This is a genomic window from Kosakonia sp. H02 (assembly GCA_030704225.1).
Taxonomy (GTDB): domain Bacteria; phylum Pseudomonadota; class Gammaproteobacteria; order Enterobacterales; family Enterobacteriaceae; genus Kosakonia.
On sequence record CP131915.1, the window covers coordinates 2,975,585 to 2,992,352 of the forward strand.

Genomic DNA, 16,768 nt, shown 5'->3' on the forward strand with positions numbered 1-16,768 from the left:
GTGCGGATACTCATTTACTTCACCTGATAAAAAAATGACCCATCACACCGGTAAATCTATCAGCAAAGCACGCAGCGGCGTGTCGGCAACCAGTGTTATGTTAGCTTCATCACGAATAAAAGCGCCGTCACCGCAGGTAAGGGCTTCTTTCGCTTCGCAATGAGAGACGGCATGCACCGTCCCGTGAATGGACTGCAAGTAAGCTCGCGGCCCATGTATTTGAATTTGCAGCTCTTCGCCTTTATCCAGCTCGACATGATGCAGCCACACCTGCTGGCGCAGTTGCAAGCTGCCTTCGCTGCCATCGGGCGAGGCTAACAGTTGTTGGGACGCATCGGCAATCGTCATTTTCTGCACTAAAGGGTTTTCCCGCTCCGGGCAGGCATCCAGCCATAACTGCATGCGCGTTAACGGCTTGTCTTTGCTCAGATTATGCTCGCTGTAGCTGATACCTGGCTGGGTAGCAATTAACAACGCTTCGCCCGCTTTTGCCTGAACATGGTGCCCTTCACTGTCGCGATATTCCGCTTCGCCTTCCAGAATCAGATTCAGGATATCCACTTTCGGGTAGGTACGCGGCTGGAAGGAAGCCCCTGGCGCGAGCACTTCCTGGTTTAATACGCGCAGTGAGGCATAGCCCAGCAGGTTCGGGTCAAAGTAATGTCCAAAGGAAAAAGTGTAGCGGGCCTGAAGCCAGCCGAAGTCAGCTTGTCCGCATTGTTTCGCAGTACGGGTAGTAATCATAGTTGTTGACCTCTCTTTACTTAAAACAATGTTAAAGGGATGGACGCTGCATTGTTAGCCAGATATTCTGCCCGGTATGTTCAAATTTCCTGAATGAGAACAATCATGGCCAAAGAACGGGCGCTTACGCTGGAAGCACTGCGGGTGATGGATGCGATAGACCGGCGCGGCAGCTTTGCCGCCGCCGCAGATGAACTGGGGCGCGTACCTTCTGCCCTCAGCTACACCATGCAAAAACTTGAAGAAGAGCTGGATGTGGTGCTGTTTGACCGCTCTGGCCACCGGACGAAATTTACCAACGTCGGGCGCATGTTACTGGAGCGCGGCCGCGTGCTGCTGGAAGCCGCAGATAAACTGACGACGGATGCCGAAGCGCTGGCGCGCGGTTGGGAAACCCACCTGACGCTGGTCACCGAAGCACTGGTTCCCACGGTAGCGCTGTTTCCGCTGGTGGACAGGCTGGCAGCGAAGGCCACCACGCAATTGTCGATTATTACCGAAGTGCTGGCGGGAGCCTGGGAACGGCTCGAGCAGGGGCGGGCAGACATTGTCATCGCGCCGGATATGCATTTTCGTTCTTCTTCAGAAATTAACTCCCGCAAACTCTATTCGGTGATGAATGTCTACGTCGCCGCGCCGCAGCACCCTATTCACCAGGAGCCGGAACCGCTCTCGGAAGTGACGCGCGTGAAATATCGCGGTGTGGCGGTTGCTGATACTGCCCGCGAGCGCCCGGTGCTGACGGTGCAGTTGCTGGATAAGCAGCCAAGGCTGACGGTGAGCACCATTGAAGATAAACGTCAGGCATTGCTGGCGGGGTTAGGGGTGGCAACCATGCCTTACCCGCTGGTCGAGCAGGATATTGCCGACGGTCTCCTGCGCGTGGTGAGCCCGGAATATACCAGCCAGGTGGACATTATTATGGCCTGGCGTCGCGACAGCATGGGCGAAGGGAAATCATGGTGTTTGCGGGAAATTCCCAAACTGTTTGCCGGTAAATAAGATTCTGCTTCAGGGGAAGGTTTTCGGCTCCACGCCAAAGCAGTTCTCCTGCGGCGTTCCGCGCTGGCTATAAAACGCCAGCAATGCCAGCCAGCCAAACAGCGGGATGAACATCAGCAGCAGCCAGCGCCAGCTACGATTGGTGTCGTGCAGGCGACGCACCTGTACCGCCAGCGAAGGAACCAGCACCAGCAACGCATAAATCAGGCCGAAGATGTGCCAGACGATGATCCTGTCGATAACAGACAGCACACCGAAGAGAATGATGTTGACCAGGGTGAACATCCAGAACTCGCGGCGATGCGCGCGCCCCTTGAAGGTGGCGTAATTGCGCAGTACCTTAAAATACCAGTCCATTCTCAGCCTCGCTCAACGGTCAATCCGTTGTTTTCTAAACGATAACAGTAAGAATAGACGGCAAATTTACAAAGGGATAAATCAGGCGGGAAATTATTTGGGCGCGCTGTGACGCGCCCGAAAGATCAGGCAAAACGGCTATCGCGCCCGTGAGGCTCATCCAGATCCTGCCACGGCCCGATGGAGATAATCCCGGTCGGATTGATGGTTTTGTGGCTGCGGTAGTAGTGAGTGCGGATATGGGCGAAATCAACGGTTTCTGCAATTCCCGGCATCTGGTAGATGTCGCGCAGGAAGCCGTGCAGATTGAGATAGTCACTAATGCGATGCTTATCGCATTTGAAATGCGTTACGTACACCGGGTCAAAACGTACCAGCGTCGTCCATAAACGGATATCGGCCTCGGTCAGGCGATCGCCAGTCAGGTAACGGTGCCGGCCGAGGATCTGCTCAAGGCGCTCCAGCGACGTAAACACGTTGGTAACGGCTTCGTCGTAAGCCTGCTGGCTGGTGGCAAAACCGGCTTTATAGACGCCATTGTTCACGTTGTCGTAGATCCAGCTATTCAGCTCATCGATTTTTGCCCGCAGTTCCGACGGGTAGTAATCCCCGGCTTTTGCGCCCAGCCCGTCAAAGGCGGTGTTGAACATGCGGATAATCTCCGCCGATTCATTACTGACGATGGTGTGATTTTTTTTGTCCCACAGCACGGGAACGGTGACGCGGCCGGTATAGTGCGGGTCGGCGTGCAGATAAAGCTGGTAGAGAAATTCGTGTTGGTACAGCGTATCGCCCGTTGCCGCCGGGAAATCATCAGCAAATGTCCAGCCGTTTTCCAGCATCAGCGGGTTGACCACGGAGACCGGGATAAACGGCTCCAGGCCTTTCAGTTTTCGCAGGATCAGCGTGCGGTGCGCCCACGGGCAGGCGAGTGAAATATAAAGGTGGTATCTGTCCTTTTCGGCGGCAAATCCGCTTTCGCCAGAAGGACCGGGCGCGCCATCGGCAGTGAGCCAGTTGCGAAACGCGGATTCTGAACGTTTAAAGCGCCCACCGGTGGATTTGGTGTCATACCAGGTGTCGTGCCAGACGCCGTCAATTAATTGTCCCATTTTTGCTTTCTCCTTCTGAATAGCAAAAGCGAGGAGTAAAAACCCCTCGCTTTGGTGTCTTCAATCAGTATAGAGCGCTTACCATTTTTTATTCAGTACACGGTCGATGCTGAATGCGCCCGGACCGGTGATGCCCAGCAGCAGGTAGCCGCCAGCGATGGTCAGGTTTTTCATGAACATGATGGAGTTCGCGCCTTCCGCAAAGTTGTGGTGGAAGATAAACGCGGTCAGCAATGTAAAGCCCGCGGTGAACAGCGCTGTGGTGCGGGTCAGGAAACCGAAGAGGATCGCCAGACCGCCGCCAAACTCAAGCAGGATGGTCAGTGGCAGCATGAAGCCCGGCACGCCCATCGCTTCCATGTATTGCTGCGTTCCGGCATACGCGGTGATTTTGCCCCAGCCCGCTACGATAAACAGGATTGGCATCAGAATACGGGCAACCAGAAAACCAACATCTTCTAATTTTTTCATCTTTTTCTCCAGGGAACCACATTAGCGGTATTCAGTAAAATGTGTGCATAAACGGGCATATGCCGCGTGTCTGCTGTCGATGGAGAGGATAGTAATCGGGGCGAGAAAAGATTGTAAGCTAGGAAAACTGTCGAAATCTTTCAAAAAAACTGGGGAAGTGAAATGCAAACGGGCAACCCGAAAGGATTGCCCGTCTAAGCAAGCAGGTGACGCTTTAGCGTTGCGAATTCAGCGTGGTTTTGACCAGCCGCCACATGCTCCAGGTTGCGAAGCCGCGTTTGGCCCAGCGCACCAGCATGTTGGGATGGCGCACAGACCAGATAGCCATCGCGCTGCTGCCCACCAGCGCCCACGAGCGCAGGCTTAACAGGGTATTCCAGCCGCGATCATAGGCACCTGTGGCTTCGAGCCAGTCACGGCGTCCTGCGGTGAGATCCAGCCGCTGTTGCTGGATCTCGCTGAGCAAATGCGCTTTACGCTTCAGACGTTCCGCTTTGTTGCTCACGATTTATCATCCTCCAGCAAGGCGCGGTCATTCGTCAGCTCCTGACGAGTATGACGCAGCAGCGTAGATGCCCGCGCTTTTCGCAGTGTCGATATGCCGCTTATCAATGCCAGCACTAACAACACTACGGTGGTTGCAATCATCGCGTTCAGGCGATATTGCGGATCGATGGCCCAGATTATCAGCACCATCAGACTCATCAGGCCAAATGCGGCAAAAAGCATGGTCAGCCCCACCATCAGGAGCAGCTGGAATAAGTTGGCTTTCTCTTCTTCCAGCTCAACAACCGCCAGCCGCAGGCGGGTCTCAACCATTTCTACCAGGATGGTCAGAATACGCTGACCGATCCCCAGCGCGCTTTTGCCAGGCCCCTGCGCGTGTCGTGAATCTGCCATCTTAGCGACGCGACAACAGAACGCCTAACATCACGCCAAGCGCAGCACCAATGCCGACGCTGGCCCACGGGTTCTCGCGCACGTACTCATCAGTACGGGCCGCCGCTTCGCGGGTTTGACGGGCGAGGGCGTCGCCGGTTTCCCCAAGGCGATGACGGCTGTCGCGCAGCGCCTGCTCGGCTTTGGTGCGCAACTTGCTCAGCTCTTCTTTCGATTTTTCACCAGAATTACCCAGCACTTCTTCCAGGGTGTCCGCCAGGGATTTCAACTCAGCGCGCAGATGGTCAGCATTATCTTTCGACATAGTTCTCTCCAGGTGAGTGAGTGGTCATTTCCATTAAATCAGTAGTCACGAGCCTCGAGCGCTTTCAGCTCCTGCTGGGCTTCTTTCAGCTTGTGTTCACGCTTGCTTATCTTATCCGCATCGCCTTTTTGCTTTGCTTCGGCCAGGTCATGGCGGCGCTCGGCAATCTCTTCTTTCTGCTCGGCGATTTTTTTCTGATGAGCGGCACGCAGCTTGCTGTCAGAGCAGTTAGCGCGCACTTCGCGCAAAGCTTTGTTCAGACCCTCAATGCGGCTTTGATTGTTATGCTTTTCGGCATAGCTAATCTCCCGCTGGATCTCATGCTCTTTTTCCTGACAAAGCGTAGCAGCATGAGAGACAGCGCTGAGAGAAAAAAGGGCCAGCGCCAGTGCGATGCGGTTTTTCATAATCGATAACCTTCCGTTGTTGGCCAGCGAAACGGTGGTTACGCCAGCATCCAGTTACATAAAGTGAACCCTGGTTCCGTTACTCAAGCATAGTTAAGTAACGGATAAACACCAAAGTGAGTGAAAAGATTCAGAATCCAGGAAGGATTAGCCGAATCGATGCGTGCTGTTACGCAGGCGTGTCAGCCACGCGGAGGTTTGGTTGTCATCATCATCCTGGGCGGCAATGATATAACCGTGAGGCAAGGTTCGATCCAGCACGACTTTCGCCGCGGCGCTCTGCGCGCTGGATTCGAATTTAATCAGTAACGTATCGTTTTGCGGTGTAATGCTTTTAAAGTGAATGCCGTTGGCATCCAGATGATGCCAGATGGAGAAACCATCCGGCACGCTGACATTCTGGCTAAGGGGGCGAATAGCAAGGGTTGATTCGCGGTTTTGCAGGGTCGTCCAGGTAAAAAGCATCACGCTGAAAAAAGCCATCGCAGCGATGCCCATCAGTAACCAGCGCAGTAAAGGACGATGCAACTCCATGGTCTTAACCTCGATTGCTCTGTTTTTTCTTCCACAGCACCACCAGTGAGCCAACCAGGCCAATCACCAGCAGCACCACCGGAAGCAGCATCAGGCATGACATCAGGGCATCTTCATATTTCAGAAATACCGGTGTCTTACCCAACAGATAGCCCAGCGTGGTCAGAATCACTACCCACAGCAGGCCGCTCATCCAGTTGAAAAACTGGAAACGTGTATTACTGAGACCTGAAAGCCCGGCAATCGTTGGCAGCAAGGTACGAACGAAAGCAATAAAACGACCAATCAACAGTGCCGACAGCCCATGTTTATGAAACAGGTGGTGCGCACGTTGGTGATAATGAGCCGGCAGATGCGACAGCCATTTCTGTACCAGCCGCGTATTGCCCAGCCATCGCCCCTGGATGTAACTCAGCCAGCAACCCGTGCTTGCCGCGACAGTGAGCAAAATAATGGTCTGCGGATAGCCCAGCGCGCCTTTGGCAATCAACACACCAACCAGCACCAACAGGCTATCGCCGGGGAGAAACGCCGCCGGGAGCAGGCCGTTTTCCAGAAATAAAATGACAAACAAAACAAAATAAAGCATGCCGATCATGCCGGGATGGGCCAGCGTCTCAAAGTCCTGGCTCCAGAGGGCGTGAAGTAATTGGCTTAAAAGTTCCATTCGGTGTTCCTGGTACATCGGTTTACGTCACGTCTGCTACGTACAGAACAGCACGGCGATAAGTTCTCATACATTATGGTCGCTCGTGGCACATCCGGGTGCAGCGGTAATCCTGGTTAGAGACGCTGTGAGCAAGCGCTAACTCACACAGTAGCGAAATGCATCCAATTGTAACAAAGGCTGAGGTTATACGTCAGTCAGAAAAGCGCTAAGAAGTGATTTTGCTTGTCGGAAGAAAGGGTGGCGAGGGTATTTACACAGGCTGACATTTTATACTATTCACTGACCCAATATTGAGACAGGCGCAGCGTAAGTGTGCGCCTTATGAAGCTTTTTACTTGGTGCCGGTTGCGGCTGTATCAAGATGAACGACCGGGTTCTCCGCAAACAAATAGCGATCGGCGTTGAATTCAAAGTCATCGCTGGTTTCGTTAAATAACATCTGTTTGGTATTTTCCAGATGTTGCCACATCGCCACTTTAGCGGCGTGGGGATCTTTACGAATTAAGGCCTTGAGGATCTGGTCGTGATCGTCACACCAGTTGTCGACGGTACGTAAATCAATATGGTCGTGCAGTTTTTTCCAGTACGGGTTGTGCACGCGCTGTGTCCACATCTTCTCGACAATAGCCGCCAGGGCGGTGTTTTGCGTAGCCAGCGCGACCTGCACGTGGAACTGCAAATCCCATTCAGAATCGCGGAAGCACTTCTCTTTGCGGGCGTTATCCTGAATCTCCATCAACTTCATGATGTCCTGCTTCGTCACCTGCGTGGCGGCGAATTCGGCGATATTACTTTCGATAAGCTGACGCGCCTGCAACAGTTCGAACGGGCCGTAATTGGCGAATTCAAGGTTTTCATCCGGGACCTGAGTGTGCCGCGCCTGACTGGAAATCACATGGATGCCGGAACCTTTGCGAACTTCCACATACCCTTCCACTTCAAGCATGATGATGGCTTCACGAACCACAGTCCGGCTGACGCTTTTTTCATCGGCGATAAAGCGCTCGGCGGGCAGCTTGTCCCCGACAAGATAGACGCCTTGCTCAATTCGGCTTTTAAGCTCGGCGGCAAGTTGCTGATACAAACGTCGTGTCTCGGAGATTTCCATATGTGAGCTCCAGGAAGAGAAAGGCAATAATAGATTTGTTATACCACTTTTACCGCGATCCCACCATCTTCGGGTATGAAAAAGCCGCCCTGAGGCGGCTTTAAATAGTTATAAAATCGTGGCCTAGCTTTGCGCGGCCGGGTCGCCCACCGAGTGACTGACCACCTCTTCGGCCGTCTGGTTTTTCAGTACTGTCCAGATCAGCACTGCGCCCATCAGGTCAAACAGCGCCAGTACGGCGAACAGCGGGCTGAAGCCGATAGTGTCAGCCAGCGCACCGACAACCAGTGCAAACATGGTACTTGCCATCCACGCGGCCATACCGGTCAGACCGTTTGCCGTTGCCACTTCGTTACGACCAAATACGTCCGAAGAGAGAGTAATCAGCGCACCGGACAGAGACTGGTGAGCAAAACCACCGATGCACAGCAGACCAATTGCCACATACGGGCTGGTGAACAGACCAATCATGCCTGGGCCAATCATCAGCAGCGCACCCATGGTCACCACCATTTTACGGGAGACAATCAGGTTGACGCCGAAGACGCGCTGGAATAGCGGCGGCAGGTAACCGCCGACGATGCAACCCAGGTCTGCGAACAGCATCGGCATCCAGGCAAACATCGCAATTTCTTTCAGGTTAAAGCCGTAAACCTTGAACATAAACAGCGGGATCCAGGCGTTAAACGTACCCCAGGCCGGTTCTGCCAGGAAACGCGGCAGCGCGATACCCCAGAACTGACGGGTGCCCAGGATCTGCCAGACCGACATTTTTTTACCGTTGTTAGTCTGGTGCTGTGATTCCTGACCACCAATGATGTACTCGCGCTCTTCTTCGCTTAATTTTTTCTGATCGCGCGGGTGTTTATAGAAGTACAACCATGCCATTGCCCAAATAAAGCTCAGCACACCGGAAATAATGAAAGCCATTTCCCAGCTATGCATCACGATTGCCCACACCACCAACGGCGGCGCAATCATCGCACCAATAGAGGAACCGACGTTGAAATAGCCTACAGCGATGGAACGTTCTTTCGCCGGGAACCATTCGGAAGCCGCTTTCAGGCCCGCCGGGATCATCGCAGCTTCAGCTGCACCGACCGCACCACGCGCCAGTGCCAGGCCACCCCAGCTGCCTGCCAGCGCCGTTGCGCCACAGAACACTGCCCAGGTGATGGCGAAGAACGCATAGCCAATTTTGGTACCCAGAATATCCAGAACGTAGCCTGCAACAGGCTGCATGATGGTATAAGCCGCGGAATAGGCTGCAATAATGTACGAATATTGCTGAGTGGAGATGTGCAGCTCTTCCATCAACGTTGGAGCGGCTGCCGCTACGGTGTTACGTGTCAGGTAACCGAGCACGGTGCCGACCGTCACCAGTGCTATCATGTACCAACGTAATCCTTTGATTTTACGCATGTAAACCTCATCGTTTGTGTTATTACCGCTTGCGCGGTCACCCTTCGAGCGTGTCGGAGGATGAAAACGGGAGGGCGCAGCCGGAAGAGGAGTTCCGGTACGGCCCAAACCTGCCATCAGTAAGCGTTTTTAAGTCGGCATCCGTACCGTAAAGTCCGATCAACGAGTTATCGGGAATGCATTCCGTCGGCCTATGTATTCGACGGCAGAAAGATAACTTGTCATACAACTTGAAAAGGTGAGTGACATCACAAAAGTGTTTTTCTTTGTGTGGTCTTTAGCTTTGGCGGGACAAGCCAGATATGGCGCGGCCTGGCGGGGTGTTTGCGAGAATAAAGTGTAAATTTTTGTCTGCTTTTATTGATCCAACTCACGAAAATATCTTCGGACTATAGAAATTGGTGTGATAACTTTGACAGCATGAAGGTAAAACATCAGACGCACTCGTTGAGAGGAAGACGATAATGACCCCGTTTATGACTGAAGATTTTCTGTTAGATACCGAATTTGCTCGCCGCCTGTACCACGACTACGCAAAAGACCAGCCAATTTTTGACTATCACTGCCACTTGCCGCCGCAGCAGATAGCCGAGAACTACCGTTTTAAAAACTTGTATGACATCTGGTTAAAAGGTGATCACTACAAATGGCGCGCGATGCGTACCAACGGCGTGCCGGAGCGCCTGTGTACCGGCGATGCTTCCGACCGTGAGAAGTATGACGCCTGGGCTGCGACCGTACCGCACACTATTGGCAACCCGTTATACCACTGGACGCATCTTGAACTGCGTCGCCCGTTTGGTATTACAGGTAAGCTGTTTTCACCGTCGACTGCTGACGAAATCTGGCACATCGGTAACGAACTGCTGGCGCAGGACACATTCTCCGCTCGCGGCATCATGCAACAGATGAACGTGAAAATGGTCGGTACGACCGACGATCCGATTGATTCGCTGGAACACCACGCGGCGATTGCCAAAATCCCTTCCTTTGGCGCTAAAGTGCTGCCGAGCTGGCGTCCGGATAAAGCGTTCAATATTGAACAGGCAACCTTTAACGATTACATGGCGAAACTCGGTGAAGTCTCTGATACCGACATTCGTCGCTTTACGGATCTGCAAACCGCACTGACCAAACGTCTGGATCACTTCGAAGCCCACGGCTGTAAAGTGTCCGACCATGCGCTGGACGTAGTGCTGTTCGCTGAAGCCAGCGAAGCCGAACTGGATAGCATCCTCGCTCGCCGCCTGGCCGGTGAAACCCTGAGTGAAAAAGACGTCGCGCAGTTCAAAACGGCGGTGCTGGTCTGGCTGGGTGCGGAATACGCCCGTCGCGGTTGGGTACAGCAGTACCACATCGGCGCGCTGCGTAATAACAACCAGCGCCAGTTCAAACTGCTGGGGGCGGATGTGGGTTTCGACTCCATTAATGACCGCCCGCTGGCTGAAGAACTTTCCAGGCTGCTGAGCAAGCAGAATGAAGAGAACCTGCTGCCGAAAACCATTCTGTACTGCCTGAACCCGCGCGATAACGAAGTGCTGGGCACCATGATCGGTAACTTCCAGGGTGAAGGTATGCCGGGCAAAATGCAGTTCGGCTCCGGCTGGTGGTTCAACGACCAGAAAGATGGCATGGAACGTCAGATGACCCAGCTCGCACAGCTTGGTCTGCTGAGCCGCTTCGTCGGTATGCTGACCGACAGCCGCAGCTTCCTGTCTTACACCCGTCATGAATACTTCCGCCGCATCCTGTGCCAGATGATTGGTCGCTGGGTCGAAGCGGGCGAAGCGCCGGCAGATATTCAACTGCTGGGCGAAATGGTGAAAAACATCTGCTTTAACAATGCACGTGATTACTTCGCGATTGAACTGAACTAAGGCCGTTTGAGGTTGATATGCAATACATCAAGATCCATTCGCTGGATAACGTTGCGGTAGCACTGGCCGATCTTGCCGAAGGCGCGGAAGTCGTTGTCGACAACCAGACCGTTCGGCTGCGCCAGGCGGTGGTGCGCGGGCATAAATTTGCCCTGCAACCCATTGCCGAGGGTGAGAATGTTGTCAAGTATGGTCTGCCAATTGGTCATGCGACATCAGATATCGCGCCGGGTGAGCACATCCATTCCCATAACGCGCGTACTAATCTGGGCGATTTGGACGAGTATAGCTATCAACCTGATTTTCAGGATGAAGGCAGCCAGGCGGGCGATCGGGATGTCCAGATCTACCGCCGTGCTAATGGCGAAGTGGGGATCCGCAATGAATTGTGGATCCTGCCAACGGTCGGCTGTGTGAACGGCATTGCGCGCCAGATCCAGAACCGTTTCCTGAAAGAGACCGGTGACGCCGAAGGTATCGACGGCGTCTACCTGTTCAGCCACACCTATGGTTGCTCACAGTTGGGCGACGATCACATCAACACCCGCACCATGCTGCAAAACATGGTGCGTCATCCAAACGCCGGTGCGGTGCTGGTTATTGGCCTTGGCTGTGAAAACAACCAGGTTGATGCCTTCCGCCAGACGCTCGGTGAGTTTGACCCACAACGCGTCCACTTTATGGTCTGCCAACACCAGGACGACGAAGTGGAGGCCGGGCTTGAGCACCTGCACGAGCTCTATCAGGCAATGCGCAACGATAAGCGTGAGCCGGGTAAACTGAGCGAGCTGAAATTTGGTCTCGAATGCGGCGGCTCTGACGGCCTGTCCGGGATCACCGCGAACCCGATGCTCGGTCGTTTCTCGGATTATGTGATTGGCAACGGCGGCACCACTGTGCTGACCGAAGTGCCGGAAATGTTTGGCGCAGAACGCATTCTGATGAGTCATTGCCGCGACGAAAGCACATTTGAGAAGACCGTTACCATGGTCAACGACTTCAAACAGTACTTTATCGCCCACAATCAGCCGATTTATGAGAACCCATCGCCGGGTAACAAAGCGGGCGGCATCACCACGCTGGAAGAGAAATCGCTGGGCTGCACGCAGAAAGCCGGTGCCAGCCAGGTGGTGGACGTGCTGCGCTACGGCGAACGCCTGAAAACCCACGGCCTGAATCTGTTGAGCGCGCCGGGTAACGACGCGGTGGCCACCAGTGCTTTAGCCGGTGCGGGCTGTCATATGGTGCTATTCAGCACCGGTCGCGGGACGCCGTACGGTGGTTTTGTACCGACGGTAAAAATCGCGACGAACAGTGAACTGGCGGCGAAGAAAAAACACTGGATCGACTTCGATGCGGGGCAATTGATTCACGGCAAAGCAATGCCGCAACTGCTGAACGAGTTTGTCGATGTGATTGTTGATATCGCCAACGGCAAGCAGACCTGCAATGAGAAAAACGATTTCCGCGAACTGGCGATATTTAAAAGTGGTGTGACTTTGTAAGTTGCTCTGACGTGGAATAAAGTAAAGCGGCGTTTCAGCATCTGGAACGCCGTTTCTTTTTATCTACCCTAAGGAATTTCCATGACTGCGTATTGGCTTGCCCAGGGCGTTGGGGTGCTTGCCTTTCTGATTGGTATTACAACCTTCATCAACCGCGATGAGCGTCGTTTCAAGAAGCAGCTTTCGCTGTATAGCGCGATTATCGGCGTACATTTCTTCCTGATGGGCGCATTTCCTGCCGGTTCGAGCGCCATACTTAATGCCATCCGCACGCTGATTACCCTGCGAACCCGCAGCCTGTGGATCATGGCGCTGTTTATTGTGCTGACTGGCGGGCTTGGGCTGGCAAAATACCATCACCCTGTTGAACTGCTGCCGGTCGCCGGGACGATTGTTAGCACCTGGGCACTGTTTCGTTTTAGAGGCCTGCCGATGCGCTGTGTGCTCTGGTGTTCCACCGGCTGCTGGGTGATCCACAACTTCTGGCTCGGATCGATTGGCGGCACGCTGATCGAGGGCAGCTTTCTCATCATGAACGGGCTGAACATCATTCGTTTCTGGCGCATGCAAAAACGCGGCATCGACCCATTTAAAGTCGAAACCGCGCAGCAAGAGACACGTTGATAAAAGATGACGAGGTTAGTTACGCAGAGGGTTATTTACCAGACGTTCGTCTTCCGCCTGGCAAACTGCCGCGGTAAATAACACATCGGTGGAAGAGTTGAGGGCGGTTTCACAGGAGTCCTGCAACACGCCAATAATAAAGCCGACGGCTACTACCTGCATGGCGACATCGTTTGAAATCCCAAACATATTACAGGCCAGCGGGATCAGCAGCAGAGAACCGCCCGCCACGCCGGACGCGCCACAGGCACAAAGTGAAGCCACCACGCTTAACAGCAGCGCCGTGGGCAGATCGACCGTAATGCCCAGCGTATGCACCGCCGCCAGCGCCAGCACGGTAATCGTAATTGCCGCACCTGCCATATTGATGGTTGCGCCCAGCGGGATAGAGACAGAATAGGTATCGCGATCCAGGTTGAGCTTCTCACACAGCGCCATATTCACCGGAATATTGGCCGCTGAACTGCGGGTGAAAAACGCGGTGACGCCGCTTTCGCGCAGGCAGGCAAAGACCAGCGGGAATGGATTACGGCGGATCTTCCAGTACACCAGCAGCGGGTTAACCACCAGCGCGACAAACACCATGCAGCCAATCAGCACCACCAGCAGTTGCGCATAGCCTAATAGCGCACCAAAGCCTGATGTGGCAAGCGTGGAAGAGACCAGGCCAAAAATACCAATCGGCGCGCAGCGAATCACCATTTTCACCATAAAGGTGACGGCGCTTGCCATATCCTGCACCAGGTTCTTTGTGGTCTCGTTGCTGTGACGCAGCGCAAAGCCCAACCCCACAGCCCACACCAGAATGCCGATATAGTTAGCGTCCATGATCGCCGTAACCGGGTTGGCAATCATGCTGGTGAGTAACCCGCGCAGCACTTCCACAATGCCGGAAGGCGGGGTGACATCACTGGCTCCCGGCACAAGCTGGAGTGTGGAAGGGAACAAAAAGCTGGCCAGCACAGCGGTAAGCGCGGCGGTGAACGTGCCTAACAGGTAAAGCACCAGCACCGGACGCAGGCGCGTCTTTTGTCCTTGTTGATGACCGGCGATGGACGCCATCACCAGCATTAACACCAGCACTGGCGCAACAGCCTTTAGCGCACCAACAAAAAGCGTACCCAAAATACCGGTCGCGATAGCGGCGGGTTCGGAAATCCACGCCAGTAAAATACCCAGAATTAAGCCAATAAGAATCTGTTTCACCAGGCTGCCATCAATAAAGCGTTGCAGTAACCCGGTGGAGCGGTGCGTTGTCATGCCATGTTTTCCTTTCGTGTTGTGGCGTTGCATCCTGCATGTCTTTAGGGTGACATTTATCAGGATGTAACAATTGTTTGCAGAAGGAAGTATATGGACTCTGTGACAACAAGGAAGAGGGGAAAGAGAACTTTTACAGTCGGCTTCGGCTTTTTGATTTTTCGTTTCGGTGTTTTGTGACAGAAACGACAAGGCTGATGAAATAGCTGCCCTGGCGACTGGCAGAGCAGCTATTTACGGCTTACGCCTTACTTTTCTTGTCGTTCTGATGGTTGACCCAGGCATTGATCAACAGCGTCAACACCAGGATGCTGCCCACCACACCAAGGGAAATCGCAATCGGAATATGGAAGAAATCAACAATCAGCATCTTGATACCGATAAACACCAGGATCACCGACAGGCCATATTTCAGCATTGAGAAGCGTTCCGCCACGCCTGCCAGCAGGAAGTACATGGCGCGCAGACCGAGGATCGCAAACAGGTTCGAGGTCAGCACGATAAACGGATCGGTGGTGACGGCGAAAATAGCCGGGATGCTGTCGACGGCAAAAATCACGTCGCTCAGCTCCACCAGAATCAGCACCAGTAACAGCGGCGTGGCGAACAGCAGGCCATTTTTACGCACGAAGAAGTGTTCGTTTTCGATGGTGTCCGTCATGCGCAGATGCCCGCGCAGCCAGCGCACCAGCGGCTTATCACCGATCCCGGTTTCATCCTCTTTCGCCAGCGCCATCTTCACACCGGTAAACAGCAGGAATGCGCCGAAGACATACAACAGCCACGAGAATTGCGTGATCAGCCAGCTACCGGCGAAAATCATGATAGTACGCAGCACGATCGCCCCAAGCACGCCGTAGATCAGCACCCGGCGCTGTAACGCAGCAGGAATGGCGAAGTAGCTAAACAGCATCAGCCAGACGAAAACGTTGTCCACCGCCAGCGCTTTTTCAATCAGGTAACCGGTCAGAAACGCCAGAGCTTGTGTATCCGCCACCGCGCGCCCTTCGGTTTGTGTCAGATACCACCAGAAGGCGGCGTTAAACAGTAACGACAGGCTTACCCAAACTACCGACCAGACGGCCGCCTGCTTCATGGTCATCGTATGGACGCCGCGACGCCCCTGAAGCAGAAGGTCGATCGCCAGCATGATAACCACAACGATGGCGAACCCACCCCATAACATCGGTGTGCCAACACTATTCATCAACAGATCCTCATCAAAACAAAAACGGCTAACGTCAGAAGACGTCAGCCGCTTGCTTTAGATGCAGGGAGACTCGCCTTCCGGCAAGGTCTCACTTACGTCAATGAAGACGCCCGGCGACCGGATGCGTTACGCATCGTAATGACGATCCACCGGCGATAAAGTTACTCCCCTTTGCAGGTAACAAAATATGTCAACATATTGATGGCGTCAATGTTACCCGATCCGCCCTTACGAACCTTTACGCGGTGAGTTGCTGGCTAACGTCATCCGCCGGGAACACCACGCCCGTTTGTCGGCGGATCTCCGTTTGCAATTTCGCCGTAATACGGCTGACCGCCAGGCCCGGATGGTTGATTTCGTTCTCTTCCACCAGACGGGCAAACGTCTCTGCTTCATACAGCATGGTGTTGATATGCTGCGGCTGTGTCAGCTCCTGCGCTTTTCCGCCGCGCGGCACAAACGACACTTTCTGGCACTCAGAGATTTTTTCGATAACCAGGGCACCAGCTTCGCCCTGAATTTCACTCGGCAGCACGGAATCGCTGACTTTTGAGTGTTGCAGCGTGACGCTGAAATTGCCGTAATCCATCACCACTACGCCGTGCGCATCCACGCCGCTTTCCAGCAGGCTTGCCGAGGCCTGTACGCCGTGCGGTTCGCCCCACAGCGCCACCGCAGAAGCAAGGCAATAAAAGCCGATATCCATAATTGAGCCATTGGAAAACGCCGGGTTAAAAGTGTTCGGGTTCTCGCCATCCAGATAGCGCTGATAGCGCGACGAGTACTGGCAATAGTTGATAAAGGCTTTGCGCAGCTTGCCCGCTTTCGCAAGCGATTGTTTCAGCAGTACGAAATTCGGCAGGCTGGCGGTTTTAAAGGCTTCAAACAGCACCACCTGATTTTCGCGAGCGCAGGCGATGGCGGCTTCCACTTCACGCAGGTTAGAGGCCAGCGGTTTTTCGCAGATCACATGCTTTTTATGGCTGAGAAAGAGTTGGGTCTGCGGGAAGTGCAGGGAGTTGGGGCTGGCAATATACACCGCGTCAATCGCATCGCTTTGCGCCATCTCTTCAAGGGAAGTAAAGAGATGTTCAACGGGGTAGTCGTTGGCAAAAGTTTGCGCCTGTTCAAGGCGGCGGGAGTAAACGGCGGTGAGTTTATATTTGCCCGTTTCATGGGCGGCATCGACAAACTGGCGGGTGATCCAGTTTGTGCCTATGACAGCGAAACGTATCATAAAGGCGCTACTTCTCCGTAAAAG

At 53.9% G+C, this 16,768-nt stretch carries 19 protein-coding genes; 4 read left to right on the top strand and 15 right to left on the bottom strand.

What is annotated here, in order from left to right:
• Window positions 1-42: 42 nt before the first annotated feature.
• Window positions 43-744 (bottom strand): pirin family protein, encoded by a 702-nt coding sequence (locus tag Q5705_14005; protein ID WLI75700.1) that lies wholly within the window; start codon window positions 742-744, stop codon window positions 43-45.
• Between the two features lie 105 nt (window positions 745-849).
• Here Q5705_14005 and Q5705_14010 point away from each other — a divergent pair, with 105 nt between their 5' ends.
• Window positions 850-1,746 (top strand): LysR family transcriptional regulator, encoded by an 897-nt coding sequence (locus tag Q5705_14010; protein ID WLI75701.1) that lies wholly within the window; start codon window positions 850-852, stop codon window positions 1,744-1,746.
• A 9-nt stretch (window positions 1,747-1,755) separates the two neighbouring features.
• Here the strand turns inward: Q5705_14010 and Q5705_14015 are convergent, their stop codons facing one another.
• From Q5705_14015 to Q5705_14065, 11 genes are all read right to left on the bottom strand, one after another.
• Window positions 1,756-2,103 (bottom strand): DUF805 domain-containing protein, encoded by a 348-nt coding sequence (locus Q5705_14015; protein WLI75702.1) that lies wholly within the window; start codon window positions 2,101-2,103, stop codon window positions 1,756-1,758.
• Window positions 2,104-2,228: 125 nt separating this feature from the next.
• Window positions 2,229-3,215: a glutathione S-transferase family protein gene (locus tag Q5705_14020; protein WLI75703.1), complete on the bottom strand. Its 987-nt coding sequence runs from the start codon at window positions 3,213-3,215 to the stop codon at window positions 2,229-2,231.
• Window positions 3,216-3,293: 78 nt separating this feature from the next.
• Window positions 3,294-3,686: a DoxX family protein gene (locus Q5705_14025; protein WLI75704.1), complete on the bottom strand. Its 393-nt coding sequence runs from the start codon at window positions 3,684-3,686 to the stop codon at window positions 3,294-3,296.
• A gap of 214 nt (window positions 3,687-3,900) precedes the next feature.
• Window positions 3,901-4,191, bottom strand: coding sequence for a YqjK-like family protein (locus Q5705_14030; protein ID WLI75705.1), 291 nt, complete (start codon window positions 4,189-4,191; stop codon window positions 3,901-3,903).
• On the bottom strand, window positions 4,188-4,586 hold the full coding sequence (locus Q5705_14035; protein ID WLI75706.1) for a phage holin family protein: 399 nt from the start codon (window positions 4,584-4,586) through the stop codon (window positions 4,188-4,190). The genes Q5705_14030 and Q5705_14035 overlap by 4 nt, the downstream gene beginning before the upstream one ends.
• A 1-nt stretch (window position 4,587) precedes the next feature.
• On the bottom strand, window positions 4,588-4,890 hold the full coding sequence (locus tag Q5705_14040; GenBank protein ID WLI75707.1) for a YqjD family protein: 303 nt from the start codon (window positions 4,888-4,890) through the stop codon (window positions 4,588-4,590).
• Window positions 4,891-4,928: 38 nt separating this feature from the next.
• Window positions 4,929-5,297 carry a DUF1090 domain-containing protein gene (locus tag Q5705_14045; protein ID WLI75708.1) on the bottom strand — a complete coding sequence of 123 codons (369 nt, stop codon included), beginning with the start codon at window positions 5,295-5,297 and terminating at the stop codon, window positions 4,929-4,931.
• A gap of 147 nt (window positions 5,298-5,444) precedes the next feature.
• Entirely contained in the window at window positions 5,445-5,831 is a 387-nt protein-coding gene (mzrA, locus tag Q5705_14050) for an EnvZ/OmpR regulon moderator MzrA (GenBank protein WLI75709.1), read from the bottom strand.
• A 4-nt stretch (window positions 5,832-5,835) separates the two neighbouring features.
• On the bottom strand, window positions 5,836-6,498 hold the full coding sequence (yqjA, locus tag Q5705_14055) for a DedA family general envelope maintenance protein YqjA (GenBank protein ID WLI75710.1): 663 nt from the start codon (window positions 6,496-6,498) through the stop codon (window positions 5,836-5,838).
• Between the two features lie 334 nt (window positions 6,499-6,832).
• The gene (gene exuR, locus Q5705_14060) at window positions 6,833-7,609 is read right to left on the bottom strand and encodes a transcriptional regulator ExuR (protein ID WLI75711.1); all 777 of its coding nucleotides are present in this window, start codon (window positions 7,607-7,609) and stop codon (window positions 6,833-6,835) included.
• Window positions 7,610-7,732: 123 nt separating this feature from the next.
• A complete protein-coding gene (locus Q5705_14065) occupies window positions 7,733-9,031 on the bottom strand; it encodes an MFS transporter (protein ID WLI75712.1) in 1,299 nt (432 codons plus the stop codon).
• 464 nt (window positions 9,032-9,495) lie between these two features.
• Here Q5705_14065 and uxaC point away from each other — a divergent pair, with 464 nt between their 5' ends.
• From uxaC to Q5705_14080, 3 genes are all read left to right on the top strand, one after another.
• Window positions 9,496-10,908, top strand: a complete 1,413-nt coding sequence (gene uxaC, locus Q5705_14070; GenBank protein WLI75713.1) for a glucuronate isomerase — start codon at window positions 9,496-9,498, stop codon at window positions 10,906-10,908.
• 17 nt (window positions 10,909-10,925) lie between these two features.
• The gene (locus tag Q5705_14075) at window positions 10,926-12,413 is read left to right on the top strand and encodes an altronate dehydratase family protein (GenBank protein WLI75714.1); all 1,488 of its coding nucleotides are present in this window, start codon (window positions 10,926-10,928) and stop codon (window positions 12,411-12,413) included.
• 81 nt (window positions 12,414-12,494) lie between these two features.
• Complete coding sequence (locus tag Q5705_14080) at window positions 12,495-13,037, top strand: YgjV family protein (protein WLI75715.1); 543 nt, start codon at window positions 12,495-12,497, stop codon at window positions 13,035-13,037.
• A gap of 15 nt (window positions 13,038-13,052) precedes the next feature.
• On the opposite strand, the gene sstT is transcribed toward Q5705_14080, so the two are convergent.
• From sstT to Q5705_14095, 3 genes are all read right to left on the bottom strand, one after another.
• The gene (sstT, locus tag Q5705_14085; protein WLI75716.1) at window positions 13,053-14,297 is read right to left on the bottom strand and encodes a serine/threonine transporter SstT; all 1,245 of its coding nucleotides are present in this window, start codon (window positions 14,295-14,297) and stop codon (window positions 13,053-13,055) included.
• A 241-nt stretch (window positions 14,298-14,538) separates the two neighbouring features.
• On the bottom strand, window positions 14,539-15,504 hold the full coding sequence (locus Q5705_14090; protein ID WLI75717.1) for a TerC family protein: 966 nt from the start codon (window positions 15,502-15,504) through the stop codon (window positions 14,539-14,541).
• A gap of 241 nt (window positions 15,505-15,745) precedes the next feature.
• On the bottom strand, window positions 15,746-16,744 hold the full coding sequence (locus Q5705_14095) for a Gfo/Idh/MocA family oxidoreductase (GenBank protein WLI75718.1): 999 nt from the start codon (window positions 16,742-16,744) through the stop codon (window positions 15,746-15,748).
• Window positions 16,745-16,768 lie beyond the last annotated feature (24 nt).